Source organism: Marinibactrum halimedae (assembly GCF_021234875.1).
Taxonomy (GTDB): domain Bacteria; phylum Pseudomonadota; class Gammaproteobacteria; order Pseudomonadales; family Cellvibrionaceae; genus Marinibactrum; species Marinibactrum halimedae.
In genome coordinates, this window is sequence record NZ_JAJQVM010000003.1 from 75184 (window position 1) to 93471 (window position 18288).

Sequence of the window (18288 nt, forward strand, 5' to 3'; positions counted from 1 at the left end):
AAGGTTGATCGAAAATGACGGCATTAAAATTTTTATGTCAAAGTGCGATAAGTTCTTTGTTTTTATTCTGTTTTTCTTTTCTGCCATTCAAGGTTAACCGAAAGCTTAATGAAAGTGTCTATACTCCAGCAGTATGAGAATACTGATTTTACACATTGATTTGGAAGATTCAGGTTGCATCTGTAATTGGTTAGAAGGTATTGCAGAGTGCAGTCTGTTTTCTGATGTTAATGACCTTGTCGATGCTTATAATGCATCGTCTGCAGATATTATTGTTTTTCAAGCCGATACCAACATATCTTATTTCTATCAATATGCCCAAGTGATTCGAGAGGAGCCGGTTGGGTTCCGTGGGCCATTGTTATTGGTTCACAACAGTAGTCAAGATGTGAGTCTGGCTACTATTTATAATAGTGGTGTTACCGAAAGTTTTTGTTTATCAGAAGCTGAGCCATTTCAAAATTTCGTCAAGCGTTTTATTACCAATCAGCGCAAAATAGATGCGACCATTTTGTTGGTCGAAGATTCTGTGACACAACGTAAAGTGATCAAGCGCCTGCTACAAGACGCTTACTTCACCATTTTGGAAGCTGGTGATGTGAAGAGTGCATGGCAATTGTTTGAGTCAAACAGTGTTGATCTAGTTCTAACGGATATTGTGCTGGAGGGGGCGGCAACCGGTGCTAATTTAGTCAGTACTATTCGTCGAAGTTCTGGTGAGCAAGCAGATACTCCCATTATCGCTATGTCTGGTTTTTCGGATTCTGCGCGTGTTGTGGAGTTGTTTGCATTAGGTGTTGATGAATATATTTCGAAACCGCTTCAGCAAGAAGAGTTGTTGGCACGGGTTCGTCGGCTGATTCGTGCTTATAGCGATCATCGAGAGCTGCGTCGAACTAATGCTGCAATGAGCCAGTTTATTAGTCGTTTAAGCCATGAGTGCCGAAATCAGATTAATATTGTGTTGGGGGTATCAAGAATGCTCATTCGAGGGGGCGGCTTATCTGAGCGCCAAATGGAGCAGGCTCGTGTGGTTGAGCGGGCAGGGGTGGGTCAGCTTTCTTTATTCAATGATATTTTGGATTACACCAAATTCATTTACGAAGGTTTGGTACTGAATGAAAGTTTAACCGATATTCCAGAGTTAGTCGCTGAAGTGGTTTCGCTTTTTGAGTATCAGGCCAATGAGAAAGGGTTAACAATAGAGTCTGAAATTGCTTCACCACTTTCCACGCCTTGTGTAGTTGATCGACAAAAATTATTTCAAGTAATGATTAACTTAATGGGCAATGCCATCAAGTTTACTGAGATTGGGGTTGTAAAGATAAAAGCCAGTATTAGCGACGACGGTCAATTACTCAGGCTATCAGTAAAAGATTCTGGGCCAGGCATTGCGGAAGAAGAATTGAGTTTACTTTTTCAAGCGTTTAAGCAAACTGGGGCAGGGTTAAATGCCAAGGTGGGGACTGGATTGGGCTTGGTGATTTGTAAACAGTTTGCAGAAATTATGGGCGGAGAAATTAAAGTGTCTAGTGTTTTAGGAAAGGGGGCGCAATTCTTACTTCAGATTCCCGTACGATACGAATGAGTGGTGGTCTGTGCTGGAGGTGAAGAGTTCGACAAATTGCCCCACAGCAATTGCGCAGCAGCTATTTACAGTCTCAGATGCTTGCAATTACTGCAGGTGTATAGAGAGAAGCCGGGACTTGGTCACTGCAACTAAGTTACTGCAACTTAGTCAATTTCACCCATGGCGGATTGTAAGTAGTTTTCCAAGCCCACTTTATCAATAAGACCAAGTTGTGTTTCAAGCCAGTCTACATGCTCTTCTTCGTCCTCTAAAATGGATTCAAATAAATCTCTGGAGACGTAATCCTGCACGGACTCGCAATACTGAATGGCTTCGCGAAGCTCGGGAATGGCAATAAGCTCTAGCTTCAAGTCGCATTCAAGCATTTCCTTCGTATTTTCGCCAATCATGAGCTTGCCGAGATCTTGAAGGTTTGGAATACCTTCCAAAAATAAAATACGCTCAATTAATTTATCAGCGTGTTTCATTTCATCAATGGATTCTTCATATTCCTTTTCTGCTAACTCTTTTAGCCCCCAATCTTTATACATGCGAGAGTGCAAGAAGTATTGGTTAATGGCCACGAGCTCGTTATAAAGCGCTTTGTTTAGATAATGAATAACTTTAGCGTCGCCTTTCATTGCTTTTCTCTCCAGTAGGGATGTGATCAGAGGTTAAATAATCGAGTGAATTTTGGACTTGGTGTTTTATTTTGTCAAGGTAAGTTATTGATTTTAAAAGAAATTTAAATCTAAATACGAAGGTTTATTAATTCGTTTATCAAAGAAAGAGTCAAAAGGGAAAACCACTGGGATCATTATAATGATGAAGTTTTTATTGTAATAATAAAGGTAACTTGTACAAAGAGAGTGGTATGAAGAAATACAATTGTATGAAGAAATAATGAATTTTTCAGGAGAGATTAAAAAAGTGCCGTTACACACTTTTTGTATGAGAATAAACCAATAGAGTAATAAAGCGTAGTGTGCGAATATTGAGTAGATGGTGAGTGGTTTAAAAAAGCCACTCATACCCAATAGCCATGACTAAATAAAGGCAAAGTGCAGCAAGCGTATAAGTACGCCAGGATCGGCCATCGTTGAGTTGTTTACTGCTGGGCTTGCGGACTGAAGAAATGTATGCGGAGTTGCAGGCTGGACATTTACCTTGTGCGGTTTGTAAGCCTTTGTAGCCACAGGCAAGGCATTGATATTTGACAGAAGTGACGTGCGATGCAGGCATGGAGAACTCGTTATTGGTTGTTGTATTTTTAGTTATGCTGCCCATTTTGTGTTGAAAAGATAAGTAAATATTTCACATCGTTATACGAAAGTTCAAAAGCGTGAATTGTAGTGGCGCCTAATACAATTTATTTCACACCTTGTGGGGCTAGAAGATCACGCTGTCGAAATGATTGGTTTACGCTGAGATTGGTTTACGCTGAGATTGGTTTACGCTGAGTCAGTCCAGCTTGATAGGGTGGTTAACTAAGGCGGTATTTTGTAATAGCGACTGATCTTCAAATCACTTGCTCGGGAGAAAAGCAGAGAGGGTAAGTCTTGAAAAAGTAGTAGAGGCAGTGGAGAAAGAGGGGCGGATAAAAACCGTCTATATCTAGAGGGTACTGTGTCTAGAGGATACGGCCAGAAAGGAGGCGAATTACACAAGGGATTAGAAGTGGGTGGCCTTCATAGCGATCAATTGGAATTAAGATCGGTAAAAAAGGAAGGCCTTTAAGTTAAGCCGCTGAATAGAAATTGGGCTCGCCACTTGAGAGAGCTTTATCAGCCAATGTTTGTTCAACGATATCGCGAGTCATCATTGCGCATTTTCCGCACTGAGTCATGGCCCCTAACTGCTGGCGTACTTTTTTCAGGTTACTTGCACCACCACACACGGCTTCGCGAATTTGGGTGTCAGTGATTCCCTTACAGATACATACATACATTGCACTATCACACTCTATTAATCATCAAATACATCTAATCGTTGAAATACCGGGTTATTGAAAAGGGTATTTCTTTAGTCAGTTTTCTCTACAGGCGGTTATCCATTCCTTTGCTCATTAACCCTAATGAGAATGATAAATCAATGAGAATCATTGTCAACTATCGATGAGAATTGTTTTTATTTGTATTTTGTTAATACTTTTTGCTTCCTCATAGTTTTGTTCAATAATAGACCGAGTTAAATAATATTAATGCTTTGGGGTCATTAGAGTAGGTAGGTTAAAGCAAGCTCGAAGTAGTACCAGGTGCAAGTAGTATTAGGTGTCAGTAGTACTAGATGTCAGTAGTACTGTGCGGCAGGAATCGAGGGGAGTGAGATAAATAGGTCGCCGTTGCTCAGAAGCTATTGGGCAACGGCAATATTGATTATTAGCAGGCTGTCTATAGAGGACGTGGCGAGCTGGTTTTATCTTCAGGGTGAATCGTTGTCGTTTTCCTCATCAATTTCGGATTCCGGTAGTGGCCACCCCCCTAAATCCCTCCACCGATTGACAATATAACAAAATAGATCTGCGGTTTTTTCTGCATCATAAGCGGCAGAATGTGCCTCTCGATTACTGAACGGAATACCTGCGGTGGAACAGGCTTTGGCCAGTACGGTTTGCCCCAGTGCTAATCCTGAAAGCGTTGCGGTATCGAAACACGAAAAAGGGTGGAAGGGGTTACGTTTTGCATCTACCCGTTGGGCGGCTGCATTCACAAACCCAAGATCAAAGTGCGCATTATGGCCCACAATAACCGCTCGTGTGCAACCATGGGTTTTGATCGCTTTGCGAATCGGCTTAAACAGCTCCGGGATAGCGATGATTTCAGGTTCAGCAGGTCGGTTCGGGTTTTCTAGGTCAATACCGGTGAAGTCTAAGGCAGATTGCTCGATATTTGCCCCCTCGAAAGGATCAATGTGAAAATCGAACGTTTCTTCCCGGCGTAGAGTACCATCGTCGTCCATGGTGAGTGTGACGGCTGCGATTTCAAGCAGTGCGTCGCGACGACTGTCAAAGCCTCCGGTTTCGACATCGACAATAACAGGTAAAAACCCTCTAAATCGTAGCGCGAGGGGTGATTTTGTTTCAGGAGGTGACTCAGTCACGTGGATTCCTTAACTGATGTATCTTGAGGGAAATAGTATTGAGATAAACGATCTTTGATTAAATAGCCTTAACATCTTAAGGAACAGTGCTTAACACTCAAACACTGCTCTTAATGATCTTTACATTATGAAAGGCTCTACTGCCATTATGCAAGACGATAGGTTATTCGTAGATTGTAAAAGGTACTATTTGTACAAGTACTATTTGTACAAGTTGCTAAATATAGACCGCCGTTTTTCGCGGCTAATTTCTTACAAGCTTCCACGGTAATGTTTCTCCGGCTCGTAAAGGGGATAGCGTTGACGTCCCCAAAGGAAGGCTATCAGGGGCGGTCCATGGTTCTTTTACCAAAGTGACGGTGTCGTTATTTCTGGGTAAGCCGTAAAAATCTGGGCCGTGAAAACTGGCAAAGCCTTCCAGCTTATCCAGAGCATTCATAGACTCGAAGGCTTCAGCGTACATTTCCAATGCGGCATAAGCGGTGTAACAACCTGCGCAGCCACAGGCACTTTCTTTAGCGTGAGTGGGGTGAGGGGCAGAATCGGTGCCTAAGAAAAATTTTGTACTGCCACCGGTGGCGGCTTTCAAAAGCGCTTCCTGGTGAATATTTCTCTTCAGTATTGGCAAGCAATAGTAGTGCGGCCTAATCCCCCCGACGAGCATATGGTTGCGATTGTAGAGTAGGTGGTGTGCTGTGATGGTGGCACCGAGTTTGGAAGTGGCGCTTTCAACAAACTCTGCGGCATCTTTTGTGGTGATGTGCTCAAGTACCATTGCCAGTTCGGGAAAATCCTTCACCAAATGGCGCAGTGTTCGATCAATAAAAATCTTTTCTCGGTCGAAAATATCAATGTCACTGTGAGTGACTTCTCCGTGCATTAAAAGCTTGACGTCGTGCTTTTGCATGGCCTCCAGTGTTGTGTAGATCTTTTTAATATCAGTGACACCGGAGTCCGAATTGGTGGTGGCGCCGGCTGGGTAGAGTTTACAGGCAATGACACCGGCTGCTTTGGCGGCTGCGATATCTTCTGCTGACGTGTTATCAGTGAGATACAACACCATCAATGGCTCAAAGTTAGCCCCAGGGGGAATAGCCGATTCAATGCGTGCTCGATAGGCAAGGGCATGTTCTGCGGTGGTCACTGGAGGAACAAGGTTCGGCATGATAATGGCCCTGGCAAAGGTGTTTGCCGCATCTGGCACAGTCAGGCTCAGAGCGTCATTGTCGCGCAAGTGAATATGCCAATCATCAGGTCTGGTCAAGGTGAGGGTTTGGGGGGTGGTCATTAAACAGTTACCCTAAGTCATTGCGAGCGTGTTATTCGTTCCGAAAACGGCATCGTTTCGAAAAGCGTTTCTTAAATCGCTGAGTTGAAATTATGGGGGCCAAAAAAGCTGTATTTTGGCGGCGCTATGCTATCGAAAATCCTACCTAAAGCACAGTTGATCTATGCCGATAATTGTAACTGAAAGAGACGAGTCTCTACGATTGTAGTGCGTAGGGTTATCGTTTATGTAGCTTTCTTCTACGGTAATGAAGAGGCATTGTTCAACACGGTAAAGGTAAGCAACTTGGCAGGCGTATTCTTGTTTTTCACGTATGGGTTAAATTGCCACTCAATACAATGGATTTCACCTTGGCGTTATGTCGGTTGTATTGTTGCGTTGTTACTTTGGGTAATTCCACTTTTGGTAATCCCGCGTACCGCTATGGGCATTCCCTATACCCCGCCTATTGAAGACACTGAGTGGTTGGTTGAGGCGTCTATTTTTGAATGCAGTTTATCCCAGCCCATTCCAGACTATGGCCGAGCGGTGTTTTATCACCGTGCCGGAGAGCAGTTACAGTTTATTTTGGATTCCCATATACAGCATATGAAAACGGGGCGGGCACAGGTGAAGGCAACAAGCCCGCTGTGGAAGCCTGAGGAAGAAGACCAAAACCTAGGGTATGTAGATGTGTTACAAGGCCCTGAGCCCATTGTACTGGGTAACGCCTTATCGCATAAATTAATGCAAGAGTTGTATGTGGGTAATCACATTGAATTAAGGCGTCGGCCCTGGTTTGATGAAAGAAGCTCAGTATTAGTGGAGGTCTCGACCGTTAACTTTCGTGGTGCCTATCGAAAATATATCGATTGTCTCGCCAGTTTACTGCCGGTAAATTTTGATCAAATCGAGCGTACCGCTATTTATTTTGGTTCAGATGGCGTTGAATTGATGCCCACAGAAAAGAGGAAGCTTGATAATATTGTTACCTATGTGGATGCTGATCCTTCTGTCCAATCTTTTTATTTGGATGGCCATACCGATAGTGTCGGCACACGGGTAGATAATCTTGATCTCGCTGAACGTAGAGCCAATGCCGTGAAGACGTATTTGACAGCGGCAGGTGTTAATCCAGAATCCATTCAAACGCGATGGCATGGTGAGCGTTACCCTATTGCGGTCAATAGTCATCGCAAAGGCAGAGCCAAAAACAGAAGGGTAACTATTCGATTAACTAAGGAGCCTCTGGAACCTTTGAAGTTGTTAAGCCCTGAAAAAGAAAATAAGAGCACTGGTAACATGCTTCCTGGAGTAAGCGATAAGGCGGGTATGCCAAGCCCATAGCGTTTCTGTGTTACGAACTTTTATTTTCTCTCGCTGATTTATTCAACGAATCGCCTGTATTTTCTCCTTCAGATTTCTAATCTTGTTCTCTTCTTTGCAGTCCGCTGCTTCAGAGGCTTTATTGGGGAAGGTGGAATTTATCGTGTCACAATTCAAAGAAGTGACTATTCTTTGAACATTGATGATGTGCCCCGTACAGTCAAAATCATTCTCAAAGTAAAAGTGAGTTATTGCAGAATTGCTGTTTGATTGTTTTTTGCTCTTTTTGGCGCGTGTCGCTGGTTATATGTCAACGCTCAGTGCTTTTGTGACATCACAATGACAGGTAATGTCTGGGAATTAGGCGTAATAAAAGCTACAATTCGCGCCGCTGAAAATTCGGGTTGTTTTATTTTTGATGCTTGTGAAAAGCAAGTAAACCGTGAGGGTCATGTATGTCATCGGTAAAAAAAGTGGTTCTTGCCTATTCAGGCGGTCTTGATACTTCTGTGATTGCAAAATGGTTACAAGAAACTTACCGATGCGAAGTAGTGACATTTACCGCCGATATTGGCCAAGGCGAAGAAGTTGAGCCAGCTCGAGCTAAAGCTAAAGCCTTAGGTATCGAAGAAATCTACATTGATGATTTACGCGAAGAATTTGTTCGTGATTTCGTCTTCCCCATGTTCCGTGCGAACACCATTTATGAAGGTGAGTATTTACTCGGCACTTCCATTGCTCGTCCATTGATTACCAAACGTATGATTGAAATTGCCAACGAAACGGGAGCTGATGCGATTGCGCATGGGGCAACCGGTAAAGGTAATGATCAAGTCCGTTTTGAGTTGGGTGCTTATGCTCTAAAGCCGGGTGTGAAAGTGATTGCACCTTGGAGAGAATGGGATCTTAATTCGCGTGAAAAATTAATGGCCTATTGTGAAGAACACAATATTCCGGTGGATTTTTCTGGTGGTAAGAAAAAATCCCCTTACTCGATGGATGCTAATCTTTTGCATATTTCCTATGAGGGCGGCATTTTAGAAGACCCATGGGCTGAGGCGGAAGAAGATATGTGGCGTTGGAGTGTTTCTCCGGAATCCGCACCCGATGAGGCGACTTATTTGGAGCTGACTTTTGAGCGAGGTGATGTGGTTGCTATTAATGATGAGGCAATGAGCCCTGCTACCGTTTTGGAAACGCTCAATAAAGTAGGTGGCGCTAATGGTGTTGGCCGATTGGATATTGTTGAAAACCGCTATGTGGGTATGAAATCCCGTGGTTGTTATGAAACCCCAGGGGGCAGCATTATTTTGAAGGCCCATCGAGCGATTGAATCTATCACGCTTGATCGTGAAGTGGCACACCTAAAAGATTCCTTAATGCCGAAGTATGCTGAAATGATTTACAACGGTTATTGGTGGAGCCCTGAGCGAAAAATGTTGCAAACGGCGATTGATGAATCTCAATGCGTGGTGAACGGCAAGGTTCGCGTAAAATTATATAAAGGCAGCGTGAGTGTTGTTGGGCGCCAATCCGACGATAGTCTATTTGACGAAAAAATTGCCACGTTTGAAGATGATGCTGGTGCTTATGATCAAAAAGATGCGGAAGGGTTTATCAAATTAAATGCCCTACGTATGCGCATCGCTGCGAATAAAGGTCGCAATTTACTTTGAGCTTAAACGTAGTGTTCGTTTTCTAAGAAAGTGGATGACGGGTTGGTAATTAGGTTTTTTAGTCAAAGGAAGTGGCGCGATCAACGAAAAAGGGGGCGAGAACAAGCCCCTTTTTGACGTAACACTTATCAATTTTCACCGGTTTGACTCTTATCAATAAGCTAGTCATATACATGCGCCACAATCCACTCGTTTTTTTGCGTGCATGAGCCGAACGTTTTTACATTAACTTTTCCACAACATACTGGTATTGGGATAGTCACTATGGGTAGTCACTCGGCAGCTGTTGGAGAACAGCAGACATACGACTATAAGGTCGTTCGTCAATTTGCCATCATGGCCGTTGTCTGGGGCGTGTTTGGTATGGGCATGGGCGTGTTTATCGCCGCCCAGTTGGTTTGGCCAAGCTTGAATGATTTGGTTCAGCCTTTCACTCACTTCGGGCGCTTAAGACCTCTGCATACGAATGCGGTGATTTTTGCATTCGGTGGGTGTGCGTTATTTGCCACCTCTTATTATGTAGTTCAGCGAACCTGCCAAACTAAACTGTTTGGGGGCTTTCTAGTACCTTTCACCTTTTGGGGGTGGCAAGCGGTTATCGTGTTGGCCGCCATCACCTTGCCACAAGGGATGACATCCTCTAAGGAGTACGCGGAGCTTGAGTGGCCCATTGATATCTTGATTACGCTGGTATGGGTTTCTTACGCGGTTGTGTTTTTCGGTACCATTGCCAAGCGTAAAACCTCTCATATCTATGTGGCGAACTGGTTTTATGGGGCTTTTATCGTCACCGTTGCCATGCTGCACGTTGTTAATAGTGCGGCTGTTCCTGTTACCCTAACCAAGTCCTATTCTGCTTATGCTGGTGCCATGGATGCCATGGTGCAATGGTGGTACGGTCATAATGCCGTAGGGTTTTTCCTCACGGCGGGCTTCTTGGGCATGATGTATTACTTCGTACCTAAGCAGGCGGGTCGTCCGGTTTACTCTTATCAACTATCTATTGTTCATTTTTGGGCATTGATCTCTCTTTACATTTGGGCCGGCTCTCACCACCTTCATTACTCGGCCTTGCCAGATTGGGCTCAGAGCTTAGGCATGGTGATGTCGTTGATTCTTCTTGCGCCGTCTTGGGGTGGGATGATTAACGGTATTATGACGCTATCGGGCGCTTGGCATAAATTGCGTACTGACCCAACATTGCGCTTCTTGGTGGTATCACTTTCGTTCTACGGAATGTCGACCTTTGAAGGCCCAATGATGGCGATCAAAACTGTGAATGCGCTATCTCATGATACTGATTGGACAATCGGTCACGTTCATTCTGGTGCTTTGGGTTGGGTTGCAATGATCTCTATTGGTTCGATTTATCATCTTCTGCCGGTTCTTACTGGTCGCAAAGAAATGTGGAGCGTTAAGCTCATTAATATTCATTTCTGGTTGGCCACCGTTGGTACTGTTTTGTACATCGCCGCAATGTGGGTGAATGGGATTACTCAAGGCATGATGTGGAGAGCCTTTAACGAAGATGGCACGCTAACCTACAGCTTTATCCAATCTGTAGTGGCAAGCGAGCCCGGTTATGTGGTTCGGGTAATCGGCGGTGCGTTCTTTGTCGCCGGTATGCTGATTATGGCCTACAACACTTACCGTACTGTTGCCAGCGAGCGCTCCGAAGAAGAGTCTGCTGCTGCGCCACAAGCCGCATAGCTGAATAGACGATTAAGGAGAAGCAGTAGTGAAAAACCATGATATTGTCGAGAAGAATATCGGCTTAATGGTGATTTTAACCATCGTCGCCATCAGCTTTGGTGGCTTGGTCGAAATTGTTCCGCAATTCTTTCTCAAAGAAACCACCGAACCTATCGAAGGTTTAGAGCCTTGGGATGCGGTTGAATTGGAAGGCCGTGATATTTATATCCGCGAAGGCTGCCATGTGTGTCATACCCAAATGGTTCGCCCTCTTCGTGCAGAAGTTGAGCGTTATGGTCATTACTCTGTTGCTGGTGAGTCCGTTTACGATCATCCATTTCTATGGGGCTCAAAGCGTACCGGCCCAGATTTGGCTCGTGTAGGGGGGCGTTACTCCGATGACTGGCATAAGGCGCATTTGTATAACCCACGTAACGTTGTACCTGAATCCAATATGCCGGCGTTCCCATGGCTATTCGATAACGTTTTAGATGGTAAGCACACCGGTGCCAAAATGGCGGCGTTACGCTCGGTAGGTGTTCCTTACACCGATGAGGATATTGCCGGGGCACAAGAAGCTGTAAAAGGCGTCACCGAGATTGATGCGTTAGTGGCGTACTTGCAACAGCTCGGCATTTTACTCAAGCAGAAACGATAAGGCTTGAGGTTACGATGGATTTAAATACTCTGCGCGGTTTGTCGACCATACTGGTGATGATTGCCTTTGCTGGCGTATGCTGGTGGGCTTTTTCACCCAGACGTAAACAGCGTTTTGAGGATGACGCGAATCTCCCGTTTGCGGATGAGCCTTCATCGACGATTCAACGGGATGATTCGAAAACTGCCCCTACAGAGGCACAAGATTCACAGTCAGCCATCGCTCAGCCTGACGATGGCGAGAAAAGGCAGGAAAAACAACAATGAGCACGTTTTGGAGTTTGTGGATCATCATTCTCACGGTGATCAACCTGGCGTTACTTTTCTGGGTATTAATGGCCAACCGCAAAGTGGCCGTCAGTGATGAAGATGATCCAGAGAATCGTACTACAGGTCACGTGTACGATGGGATTGAAGAATACGATAACCCACTGCCGAGGTGGTGGTTTATGATGTTCTTGGCCACGTTTGTATTTTCAATTATTTATCTTGCAGCTTATCCAGGTTTGGGAAGTTATAAAGGCTTCTTGGGTTGGACATCGACTGGCGAACTGGCCAATGACCAGGCCAAAGCGCAAGAGAGTTATGAAAAGACCTTCGGCAAGTATATTCAAATGCCGATTGAAGAGCTGGCTCAAGATCCTAAAGCGATGAAAATGGGCACACGTCTGTTTGCGAATAACTGTGCGGTTTGTCATGGTGCCGACGGTGGCGGTGCGTTTGGTTTTCCAAATTTAACCGATCATGATTGGATTTACGGTGGCACACCTGAAGCGATCAAAACTACGCTGATTAATGGGCGTCAAGCCGCAATGCCGGCGTGGGGTGATATTCTTGGTGAAGAGAAAATTGCCGAGGTGGCTCAGTTTGTGTTGAGTCTGTCTGGTCGTGCTGAGGATGACAACATGGTGACAAAAGGTAAGGAAATCTTTGCGCAAAATTGTGCAACTTGTCATGGGGCAGATGCAAAAGGATTGGTTGCCATGGGAGCGCCTAACTTGACCGATGATATCTGGTTGTACGGTGGCGATCCTGCGGAAATCCGGCAAACCCTTCGTAGTGGCCGTAATGGTATGATGCCTTCCCAGGCTGACAAACTTCGTGAAGATAAAATTCACTTACTTACCGCTTACGTTTACAGTTTGTCTCTGGACGCTCCTGAGTCGAAGTAAGCAAGCCCTTTACTACAACAGCCTTGATTTTTAAGGCTGTTGTTCTCCTGCGGTTCACAATATTGAGCCACCCATGTCTTCTGAATCAGTACCTTTTTTCATTTCCGTATCGGCAGTGAGGTGTATCCGTGGTTGATAAAATTCCTGTCAAAGAAATTACGCCAGACGTCATCGAAAACTCGCCTAAAAATAGGGATGAACCTGCCGGTGGTGTGAGATACGTTCATTTATATGAATCCAGTGGCAAAGTTTACATCCGTAAGATCACTGGCTTTTACCAAAATATCCGCCGTTACACGGGCTTGCCTTTGCTGATTGGTTTTGTATTGATGCCGTGGTTGATGATTGATGGCAGGCCTGCCATGTTGTTCGATCTTGATACACGGCAGTTTCATATCCTATGGCAAACCTTTACCCCACAAGATGGCATTTTTTTGGCTTGGCTGCTGATTATTGCAGCGTTTGCGTTGTTTGCTGTGACGGTGTTAGTTGGACGGGTTTGGTGTGGCTTTACTTGCCCACAAACCGTGTGGACACTGATGTTTATGTGGGCTGAGCGACTCTGTGAAGGCGATCGTAATAAGCGCATTAAATTGGATAAACAAGCTTGGAGTTTTGAAAAGTTTGTTCGTAAGAGTGGTAAACACGGTTTATGGTTGCTGATTTCGTTTATCACCGGTGTAACTTTTATTGGTTATTTTGTTCCGGTACGTGAGCTTTTAACGGGGTTTCTTCCAGTTATTTCTGACTCTGGCTTTGTAAGTTGGGGCTCACATCCAGCGACGGCCTTTTGGACTTTCTTTTTCACTGGCATGACGTACATGAATGCGGGCTGGTTACGTGAGCAAGTGTGCAAATACATGTGCCCTTATGCGCGTTTCCAATCAGTGATGTACGATGAAGACACTATTGCCGTGCATTATGATGCGGCCAGAGGTGAAACCCGTGGTCCTCGTAAACCCAAAGAAGATTACAAGGCTCAAGGAAAGGGCGATTGTATTGATTGTTCGTGGTGTGTTCAGGTTTGCCCGGTGGACATCGATATTCGGGATGGGTTGCAATACGAGTGCATCAATTGTGGTTTGTGCGTAGATGCTTGCGACAGTGTGATGGAAAAAATGAATTACCCGAAAGGGTTGATTCGCTTTACGTCTGAAGATGCCCTTAAAACTGGGCACACGCATTTTCTCCGGCCTCGCTTATTTGGTTACGTCTTTGCCGTATTGGCAATGATCGTGGCGTTCCTCTATGCACTTTCTGTGAGGGAGCCCTTAAAAGTAGATGTTTTCCGAGACCGTGGAGCGTCGATGTATCGCGTACAGGCGCAAAACATTGTGAATGTGTACACCGTGCAAATCAGCAATACAGATCGAGCCGAGCACACTTATCGCATTGAAGCCTTGGGGGAGATAGAATTCTCAGTTAGCCATCGCCCGATTTATTTGGAAGAGGGTGAAATATTTACGGTGCCAATACGGGTGAGTGCCTCTCGAGACGAGTTGGGCGCTAAAACCAAATACGACGTGATCTTGCGCGTGACGGCTGAAGAGGATGAGAGTATTACGGTGGAGCACACGAGTACGTTTATCGGGCCGGGAAAGTAATGTTTGATTTGAATACTGGAGTAACTTTTGACCGACTCAACTTCTAAGCCATGGTACCAAGAGTTTTGGGCGTGGTTCATTTTGTTCCCTTTAATTGCAGCCGTCATTTTAGGTGTGATTATGGTGTCTACGGCGTTTCGGCATGGCGATGATGTGGTGACAGATAGTTACTACAAAGAAGGCCGAATGATTAATCAAAGTTTGGAACAGGATAAACGTGCAGCTGAGCTGGGCATTATAGGCGACCTTCGTTTTGATATGGAATTGGGGGATGTCAATTTAACGCTGACTCAGAGTGCGACGAGTGAGCCGTTACCGAAAAAGTTACAACTGTATTTAGACCACCCGGTGAGTGCTGATCAAGACATGGTGCTGTTGCTCAATAACGTTGCGCCGGGTTACTACCGAGCTGATTTGGAAAAGCCCATTCGCTATCGTTGGTATCTGCGTTTGGAGCCTTTGCAGCTTAAACCCGCTATGGCGGCTTCTGGCAATATTCCCCAGTCCCGCTCTCCCCAGTCCAATTCTCCCCAGTTCAACTCTCTTGAGTTTCACTCTTTTAAGCCATGGCATATCAGTGGCGAAATTGATTTTTCCAAGTCACAACAGGTTCAACTCGCGCCTCGATGACCGTTGATACACAGCAATCTGCAGGGTGCTACCACTGTGGATTGCCAGTGCCGAACGGTAGCCCTTTTCGTGCGGAAATTTCCGGAGAGCAGCAAGACTTTTGTTGCCCCGGTTGCCAAGCCGTTGCCCAGTCTATTCATTCCCATGGTTTGGATCAGTTCTATCAATTCCGCTCTCAGCGCAATAAAAAACCTTCTGACAATGCTATTGAATATGCGGTCTATGATTTGCCCGCTATGCAGGAGGAATTTGTCAGTGTTGAGAATAACCTTGCGACGGCACAATTGCTGGTTGAGGGGATGACGTGTGCTGCATGTGTATGGCTGATTGAGCACCATTTAGGTCAGGTAAATGGAGTTGAGCGTGCCCGTGTAAACGCAACGTCTGCCAAATTAAGTGTGTCTTGGTTATTAGATCAAGTCTCGTTGAGCAAGGTGATGGCGGCTGTTGCAGAAGTGGGTTACCAAGTTCGACCAGCTACTGAGCGAGAAGCTGATCGTTTGCGGCAAAAGGATCATCGGCAAGCGTTGATGCGTTTGGGGGTTGCCGGTTTTGGCATGATGCAGGTAGGCATGGTGTCAGTGGGGTTATACACCGGTGCAGCAGAGCAATGGCAACTGTATTTACGTTGGATCAGCTTTCTTCTTGCCACGCCTGTGGTGCTTTATGCAGCACGCCCTTTTTTTGAGGCCGCATGGCGAGCCATAAAACAACGTCAATTGGTGATGGATGTGCCTGTTTCCATGGCCATCGGTGGAGCTTATCTTGCGAGTTGTTGGGCAACCGTCACTGATACGGGGGAGGTGTATTTCGACTCCGTGTCGATGTTTACATTTTTCCTGTTATTGGGGCGATTTCTGGAAATGCGGGCTCGTCATCGCAATGGGCATTTATTAAGCCGGTTAGCTCAGCTATTGCCAATGGTGGCGACAAGGGTGATGGGAGAGCAGGAAGAAACGGTTCCCCGTAAAGCATTACAAGTGAAGGATTGGGTAAAGATTGCGGTTGGCGATACTGTGCCTTGTGATGGCCGGGTGGTGTCTGGTGAGTCTTCTCTAGAGGAATCTATTTTAACCGGAGAGGCCGCGCCGGTTAAAAAGCAAGTGGGGGACAACGTGATTGCCGGTACTATTAATCGTGATGCTCCTTTAACGGTTGAGGTGACTGCAACAGGCCATGAGACGAAGTTGTCGGCCATTGAGCGTTTAGTGGAAAATGCTGCGCAACATAAACCTCGACAGGTGGCCGTTGCGGATCGATTAGCCGGTGTTTTCGTGGCCGGGGTGCTTGTAATTGCGGCGTTTGTTGGCGGCTATTGGTGGCTTACCCAACCAGAAGATGCCTTTTGGATTGTCTTGTCCATTTTGGTGGTGACTTGCCCCTGTGCTTTATCTTTAGCGACACCGGCTGCGCTGACTGCAGCAGTAGGGAAGCTCCGTTCTAAAGGTTTCTTGGTGACGCAAGGCCAGATATTGGAGGGCTTAGATTCTATCGATACGGTTGTTTTCGATAAAACCGGTACCTTGACCGTGGGTAAGCCCACGGTTGTGTCTGCATGTGACCTGGTAGGCCAGCCACTTCATGATGAAGAAAAAGACGAATACTTGAGGCTCATAGCGGCTTTAGAATCGGGTTCTAGTCACCCTATCGCGACAGCATTTTCTCCATGGGCTGGGCATTTAACGCCTTCAGATCAGAAGGTCCATACTGGTGATGGGGTTAGTGGTGAAGTCAATGGAAAGCAGTATCGTTTTGGTCATGCGCTATACGCGTTAGGGGGTGAAGAGTATCCATTGGATATACTCCCTCCAATTGGTAATGGTCAATGGTTGTTATTGTCTCAACAGACCAGCGAACAACCTGATCGTTGGGTTGCGCGATGCTGGGTGTGTCTTGCCGATGCATTACGGGAAGACGCGAAAGCGGCTGTAGCCCAATTACAGCGACAAGATGTCGCAGTTGAGTTATTGAGTGGTGATACCTCCAATCAAGTGCAGTATATTGCGCAGCAATTGGGAATAGAGTGTGCCACTGGAAGCGCTAAGCCAGAGGGTAAGCTCCGTCGAATTCGCAAGCTTCAAGCTCAAGGCAAGAAGGTAATGGTCGTAGGGGATGGCATCAATGATGTGCCTATCTTGAGTGGTGCCAATGTCTCAGTGGCGATGAATTCAGCCACGGACTTAGCGCAAACTCGAGCCGACAGTATTTTACTCAGTGATCGTTTAACGCTGTTACCAGAAACTTTGGTGTTTGCGAGTCGGTTAAAAACCACGATTCGGCAAAACTTGACCTGGGCCTTGGCCTACAACGGTTTGGCTTTGCCACTGGCAGCGGCAGGGTGGGTACCACCGTGGGCAGCGGCGATTGGCATGAGTGCAAGCTCATTGATTGTTGTCTTGAATGCATTACGATTAGGGCGTGCTGGTTAATCGACGCCCTGGAGATTTAATGGATATTTTATACATCCTAGTGCCTATCGCATTGGTGTTTGTTGCTTTAGCGGTGAAAGCGTTGTTTTGGGCCATTAACAATGGCCAGTACGATGATTTAGATACCGAAGCCCATCGAATTTTGTTTGATGAAAAGCCTAAGGTGGCCTCATCGAAAGAGTTGAATTCCAATCAAGAATTCACCTCCCTTCCCAAAGACTCTGGTAATGAGCTTAACCGTTCGCAGAACCAGAAACACCCGTCTTAAACAGCGCCCATTATTTTTGAAGTTTTAGGTGCTGCACAATATGTTTACGAAACGATAGAGCTCATAAAACAATAGAGGAACATTATGGAGTTATTGGCTGCATTAGGTATTGGTTTTTTAGGCAGCAGTCATTGTATTGCCATGTGTGGTGGTGTGTGTGCCGCCTTAAGTTTTGCTCTGCCAGCTCAAAGACCATGGTGGAGAGTGTTAATTTTAGTGGGCTATAACGTAGGGCGTATCTCTAGCTATATGATAGCGGGAGCGTTGGTTGGTTGGTTGACCGCAGTGGGTGCACAAGAACACTTAACCCCTATGCGTATTTTGGCCGGAGTAATGATGATTGCCATGGGGTTGTATTTAGGTCAATGGTGGTTGGGGTTAACCTATTTAGAAAAGGCGGGACAGCGTTTGTGGGGGCGATTGCAGCCGCTATCCAAATCCTTGATGCCAGTGGATTCCATTCCCAAAGCCTTAGGGTTTGGTGCAGTTTGGGGGTGGTTACCCTGTGGTTTGGTGTACAGCACACTCACACTAGCCGCATCACAAGCCAATGTTTTTCAGGGGGCATTGGTTATGGGGGCTTTTGGTTTGGGCACCTTACCGGCCATGTTTGTAAGTGGCCTACTCGCTGAGCGTTTAAAGCAATGGACTTCTCGTCGAGCGTTGCAAAAAATATTTGGTGTATTGCTGATTGTGTTTGGCGTATGGACGTTATATTTGGTGTATTTACACGGTGGACATGATCATCATGGTAGTCATGGGCATCATAGCGAGCCTGTAATGGAGAGCGACCAAAAACCCATGGAGCATCACCACCACCATCACCATTAATCTACACTTTCATTGAGTTGGCGAAGATAGGTGATGAAAAAATCAATGCTAAAATCGTATCTAGGCA

The 18288-nt window shown here is 45.7% G+C and carries 17 protein-coding genes; 12 read left to right on the forward strand and 5 right to left on the reverse strand.

The annotated features are described in order from the left end of the window. The first annotated feature begins 133 nt into the window (after nucleotides 1-133). Nucleotides 134-1588 (forward strand): sensor histidine kinase, encoded by a 1455-nt coding sequence (locus LU351_RS02690; protein WP_232592461.1) that lies wholly within the window; start codon nucleotides 134-136, stop codon nucleotides 1586-1588. A gap of 146 nt (nucleotides 1589-1734) precedes the next feature. On the opposite strand, the gene bfr is transcribed toward LU351_RS02690, so the two are convergent. From bfr to pyrC, 5 genes are all read right to left on the reverse strand, one after another. Then, nucleotides 1735-2211, reverse strand: a complete 477-nt coding sequence (gene bfr / locus LU351_RS02695) for a bacterioferritin (protein WP_232592462.1) — start codon at nucleotides 2209-2211, stop codon at nucleotides 1735-1737. A gap of 373 nt (nucleotides 2212-2584) precedes the next feature. After that, nucleotides 2585-2812 carry a hypothetical protein gene (locus LU351_RS02700; protein ID WP_232592463.1) on the reverse strand — a complete coding sequence of 76 codons (228 nt, stop codon included), beginning with the start codon at nucleotides 2810-2812 and terminating at the stop codon, nucleotides 2585-2587. A 496-nt stretch (nucleotides 2813-3308) separates the two neighbouring features. Beyond that, entirely contained in the window at nucleotides 3309-3518 is a 210-nt protein-coding gene (locus tag LU351_RS02705) for a bacterioferritin-associated ferredoxin (RefSeq protein WP_232592464.1), read from the reverse strand. Nucleotides 3519-3991: 473 nt separating this feature from the next. After that, complete coding sequence (gene rnt / locus LU351_RS02710; RefSeq protein WP_232592465.1) at nucleotides 3992-4669, reverse strand: ribonuclease T; 678 nt, start codon at nucleotides 4667-4669, stop codon at nucleotides 3992-3994. Nucleotides 4670-4913: 244 nt separating this feature from the next. Next, a complete protein-coding gene (pyrC, locus tag LU351_RS02715) occupies nucleotides 4914-5957 on the reverse strand; it encodes a dihydroorotase (RefSeq protein ID WP_232592466.1) in 1044 nt (347 codons plus the stop codon). A gap of 300 nt (nucleotides 5958-6257) precedes the next feature. Here pyrC and LU351_RS02720 point away from each other — a divergent pair, with 300 nt between their 5' ends. The 11 genes from LU351_RS02720 to LU351_RS02770 all read left to right on the forward strand — a co-directional run bounded on the left by LU351_RS02720 (nucleotide 6258) and on the right by LU351_RS02770 (nucleotide 18221). Then, the gene (locus LU351_RS02720; protein ID WP_232592467.1) at nucleotides 6258-7283 is read left to right on the forward strand and encodes a flagellar protein MotY; all 1026 of its coding nucleotides are present in this window, start codon (nucleotides 6258-6260) and stop codon (nucleotides 7281-7283) included. Nucleotides 7284-7717: 434 nt separating this feature from the next. Further along, the gene (locus LU351_RS02725) at nucleotides 7718-8938 is read left to right on the forward strand and encodes an argininosuccinate synthase (protein ID WP_232592468.1); all 1221 of its coding nucleotides are present in this window, start codon (nucleotides 7718-7720) and stop codon (nucleotides 8936-8938) included. Nucleotides 8939-9202: 264 nt separating this feature from the next. Beyond that, nucleotides 9203-10648 (forward strand): cytochrome-c oxidase, cbb3-type subunit I, encoded by a 1446-nt coding sequence (ccoN, locus tag LU351_RS02730; RefSeq protein WP_232592469.1) that lies wholly within the window; start codon nucleotides 9203-9205, stop codon nucleotides 10646-10648. A 28-nt stretch (nucleotides 10649-10676) separates the two neighbouring features. Beyond that, nucleotides 10677-11288 (forward strand): cytochrome-c oxidase, cbb3-type subunit II, encoded by a 612-nt coding sequence (gene ccoO, locus LU351_RS02735; RefSeq protein ID WP_284285256.1) that lies wholly within the window; start codon nucleotides 10677-10679, stop codon nucleotides 11286-11288. Nucleotides 11289-11302: 14 nt separating this feature from the next. Continuing rightward, nucleotides 11303-11554 (forward strand): cbb3-type cytochrome oxidase subunit 3, encoded by a 252-nt coding sequence (locus LU351_RS02740; RefSeq protein WP_232592470.1) that lies wholly within the window; start codon nucleotides 11303-11305, stop codon nucleotides 11552-11554. Beyond that, entirely contained in the window at nucleotides 11551-12459 is a 909-nt protein-coding gene (gene ccoP / locus LU351_RS02745; RefSeq protein WP_232592471.1) for a cytochrome-c oxidase, cbb3-type subunit III, read from the forward strand. Before LU351_RS02740 ends, ccoP begins: the two co-directional genes overlap by 4 nt. A 128-nt stretch (nucleotides 12460-12587) precedes the next feature. After that, nucleotides 12588-14063 (forward strand): cytochrome c oxidase accessory protein CcoG, encoded by a 1476-nt coding sequence (gene ccoG, locus LU351_RS02750; RefSeq protein WP_416053924.1) that lies wholly within the window; start codon nucleotides 12588-12590, stop codon nucleotides 14061-14063. Nucleotides 14064-14090: 27 nt separating this feature from the next. After that, nucleotides 14091-14693: a FixH family protein gene (locus LU351_RS02755; protein WP_232592472.1), complete on the forward strand. Its 603-nt coding sequence runs from the start codon at nucleotides 14091-14093 to the stop codon at nucleotides 14691-14693. Further along, the gene (locus LU351_RS02760; RefSeq protein ID WP_232592473.1) at nucleotides 14690-17122 is read left to right on the forward strand and encodes a heavy metal translocating P-type ATPase; all 2433 of its coding nucleotides are present in this window, start codon (nucleotides 14690-14692) and stop codon (nucleotides 17120-17122) included. The genes LU351_RS02755 and LU351_RS02760 overlap by 4 nt, the downstream gene beginning before the upstream one ends. A 19-nt stretch (nucleotides 17123-17141) precedes the next feature. Further along, nucleotides 17142-17390 carry a cbb3-type cytochrome oxidase assembly protein CcoS gene (gene ccoS / locus LU351_RS02765; RefSeq protein ID WP_232592474.1) on the forward strand — a complete coding sequence of 83 codons (249 nt, stop codon included), beginning with the start codon at nucleotides 17142-17144 and terminating at the stop codon, nucleotides 17388-17390. An 84-nt stretch (nucleotides 17391-17474) separates the two neighbouring features. Continuing rightward, a complete protein-coding gene (locus LU351_RS02770; protein WP_232592475.1) occupies nucleotides 17475-18221 on the forward strand; it encodes a sulfite exporter TauE/SafE family protein in 747 nt (248 codons plus the stop codon). Nucleotides 18222-18288 lie beyond the last annotated feature (67 nt).

Bases quoted from the DNA above. Each gene is read 5' to 3' on its own strand.
- LU351_RS02770 (WP_232592475.1), top strand. From the start codon at position 17,475: ATGGAGTTATTGGCTGCATTAGGTATTGGTTTTTTAGGCAGCAGTCAT.
- LU351_RS02705 (WP_232592464.1), bottom strand. From the start codon at position 3,518: ATGTATGTATGTATCTGTAAGGGAATCACTGACACCCAAATTCGCGAA.
- LU351_RS02760 (WP_232592473.1), top strand. From the start codon at position 14,690: ATGACCGTTGATACACAGCAATCTGCAGGGTGCTACCACTGTGGATTG.
- LU351_RS02690 (WP_232592461.1), top strand. From the start codon at position 134: ATGAGAATACTGATTTTACACATTGATTTGGAAGATTCAGGTTGCATC.
- LU351_RS02725 (WP_232592468.1), top strand. From the start codon at position 7,718: ATGTCATCGGTAAAAAAAGTGGTTCTTGCCTATTCAGGCGGTCTTGAT.
- pyrC (WP_232592466.1), bottom strand. From the start codon at position 5,957: ATGACCACCCCCCAAACCCTCACCTTGACCAGACCTGATGATTGGCAT.
- bfr (WP_232592462.1), bottom strand. From the start codon at position 2,211: ATGAAAGGCGACGCTAAAGTTATTCATTATCTAAACAAAGCGCTTTAT.
- ccoP (WP_232592471.1), top strand. From the start codon at position 11,551: ATGAGCACGTTTTGGAGTTTGTGGATCATCATTCTCACGGTGATCAAC.
- ccoN (WP_232592469.1), top strand. From the start codon at position 9,203: ATGGGTAGTCACTCGGCAGCTGTTGGAGAACAGCAGACATACGACTAT.
- LU351_RS02740 (WP_232592470.1), top strand. From the start codon at position 11,303: ATGGATTTAAATACTCTGCGCGGTTTGTCGACCATACTGGTGATGATT.
- LU351_RS02700 (WP_232592463.1), bottom strand. From the start codon at position 2,812: ATGCCTGCATCGCACGTCACTTCTGTCAAATATCAATGCCTTGCCTGT.
- ccoS (WP_232592474.1), top strand. From the start codon at position 17,142: ATGGATATTTTATACATCCTAGTGCCTATCGCATTGGTGTTTGTTGCT.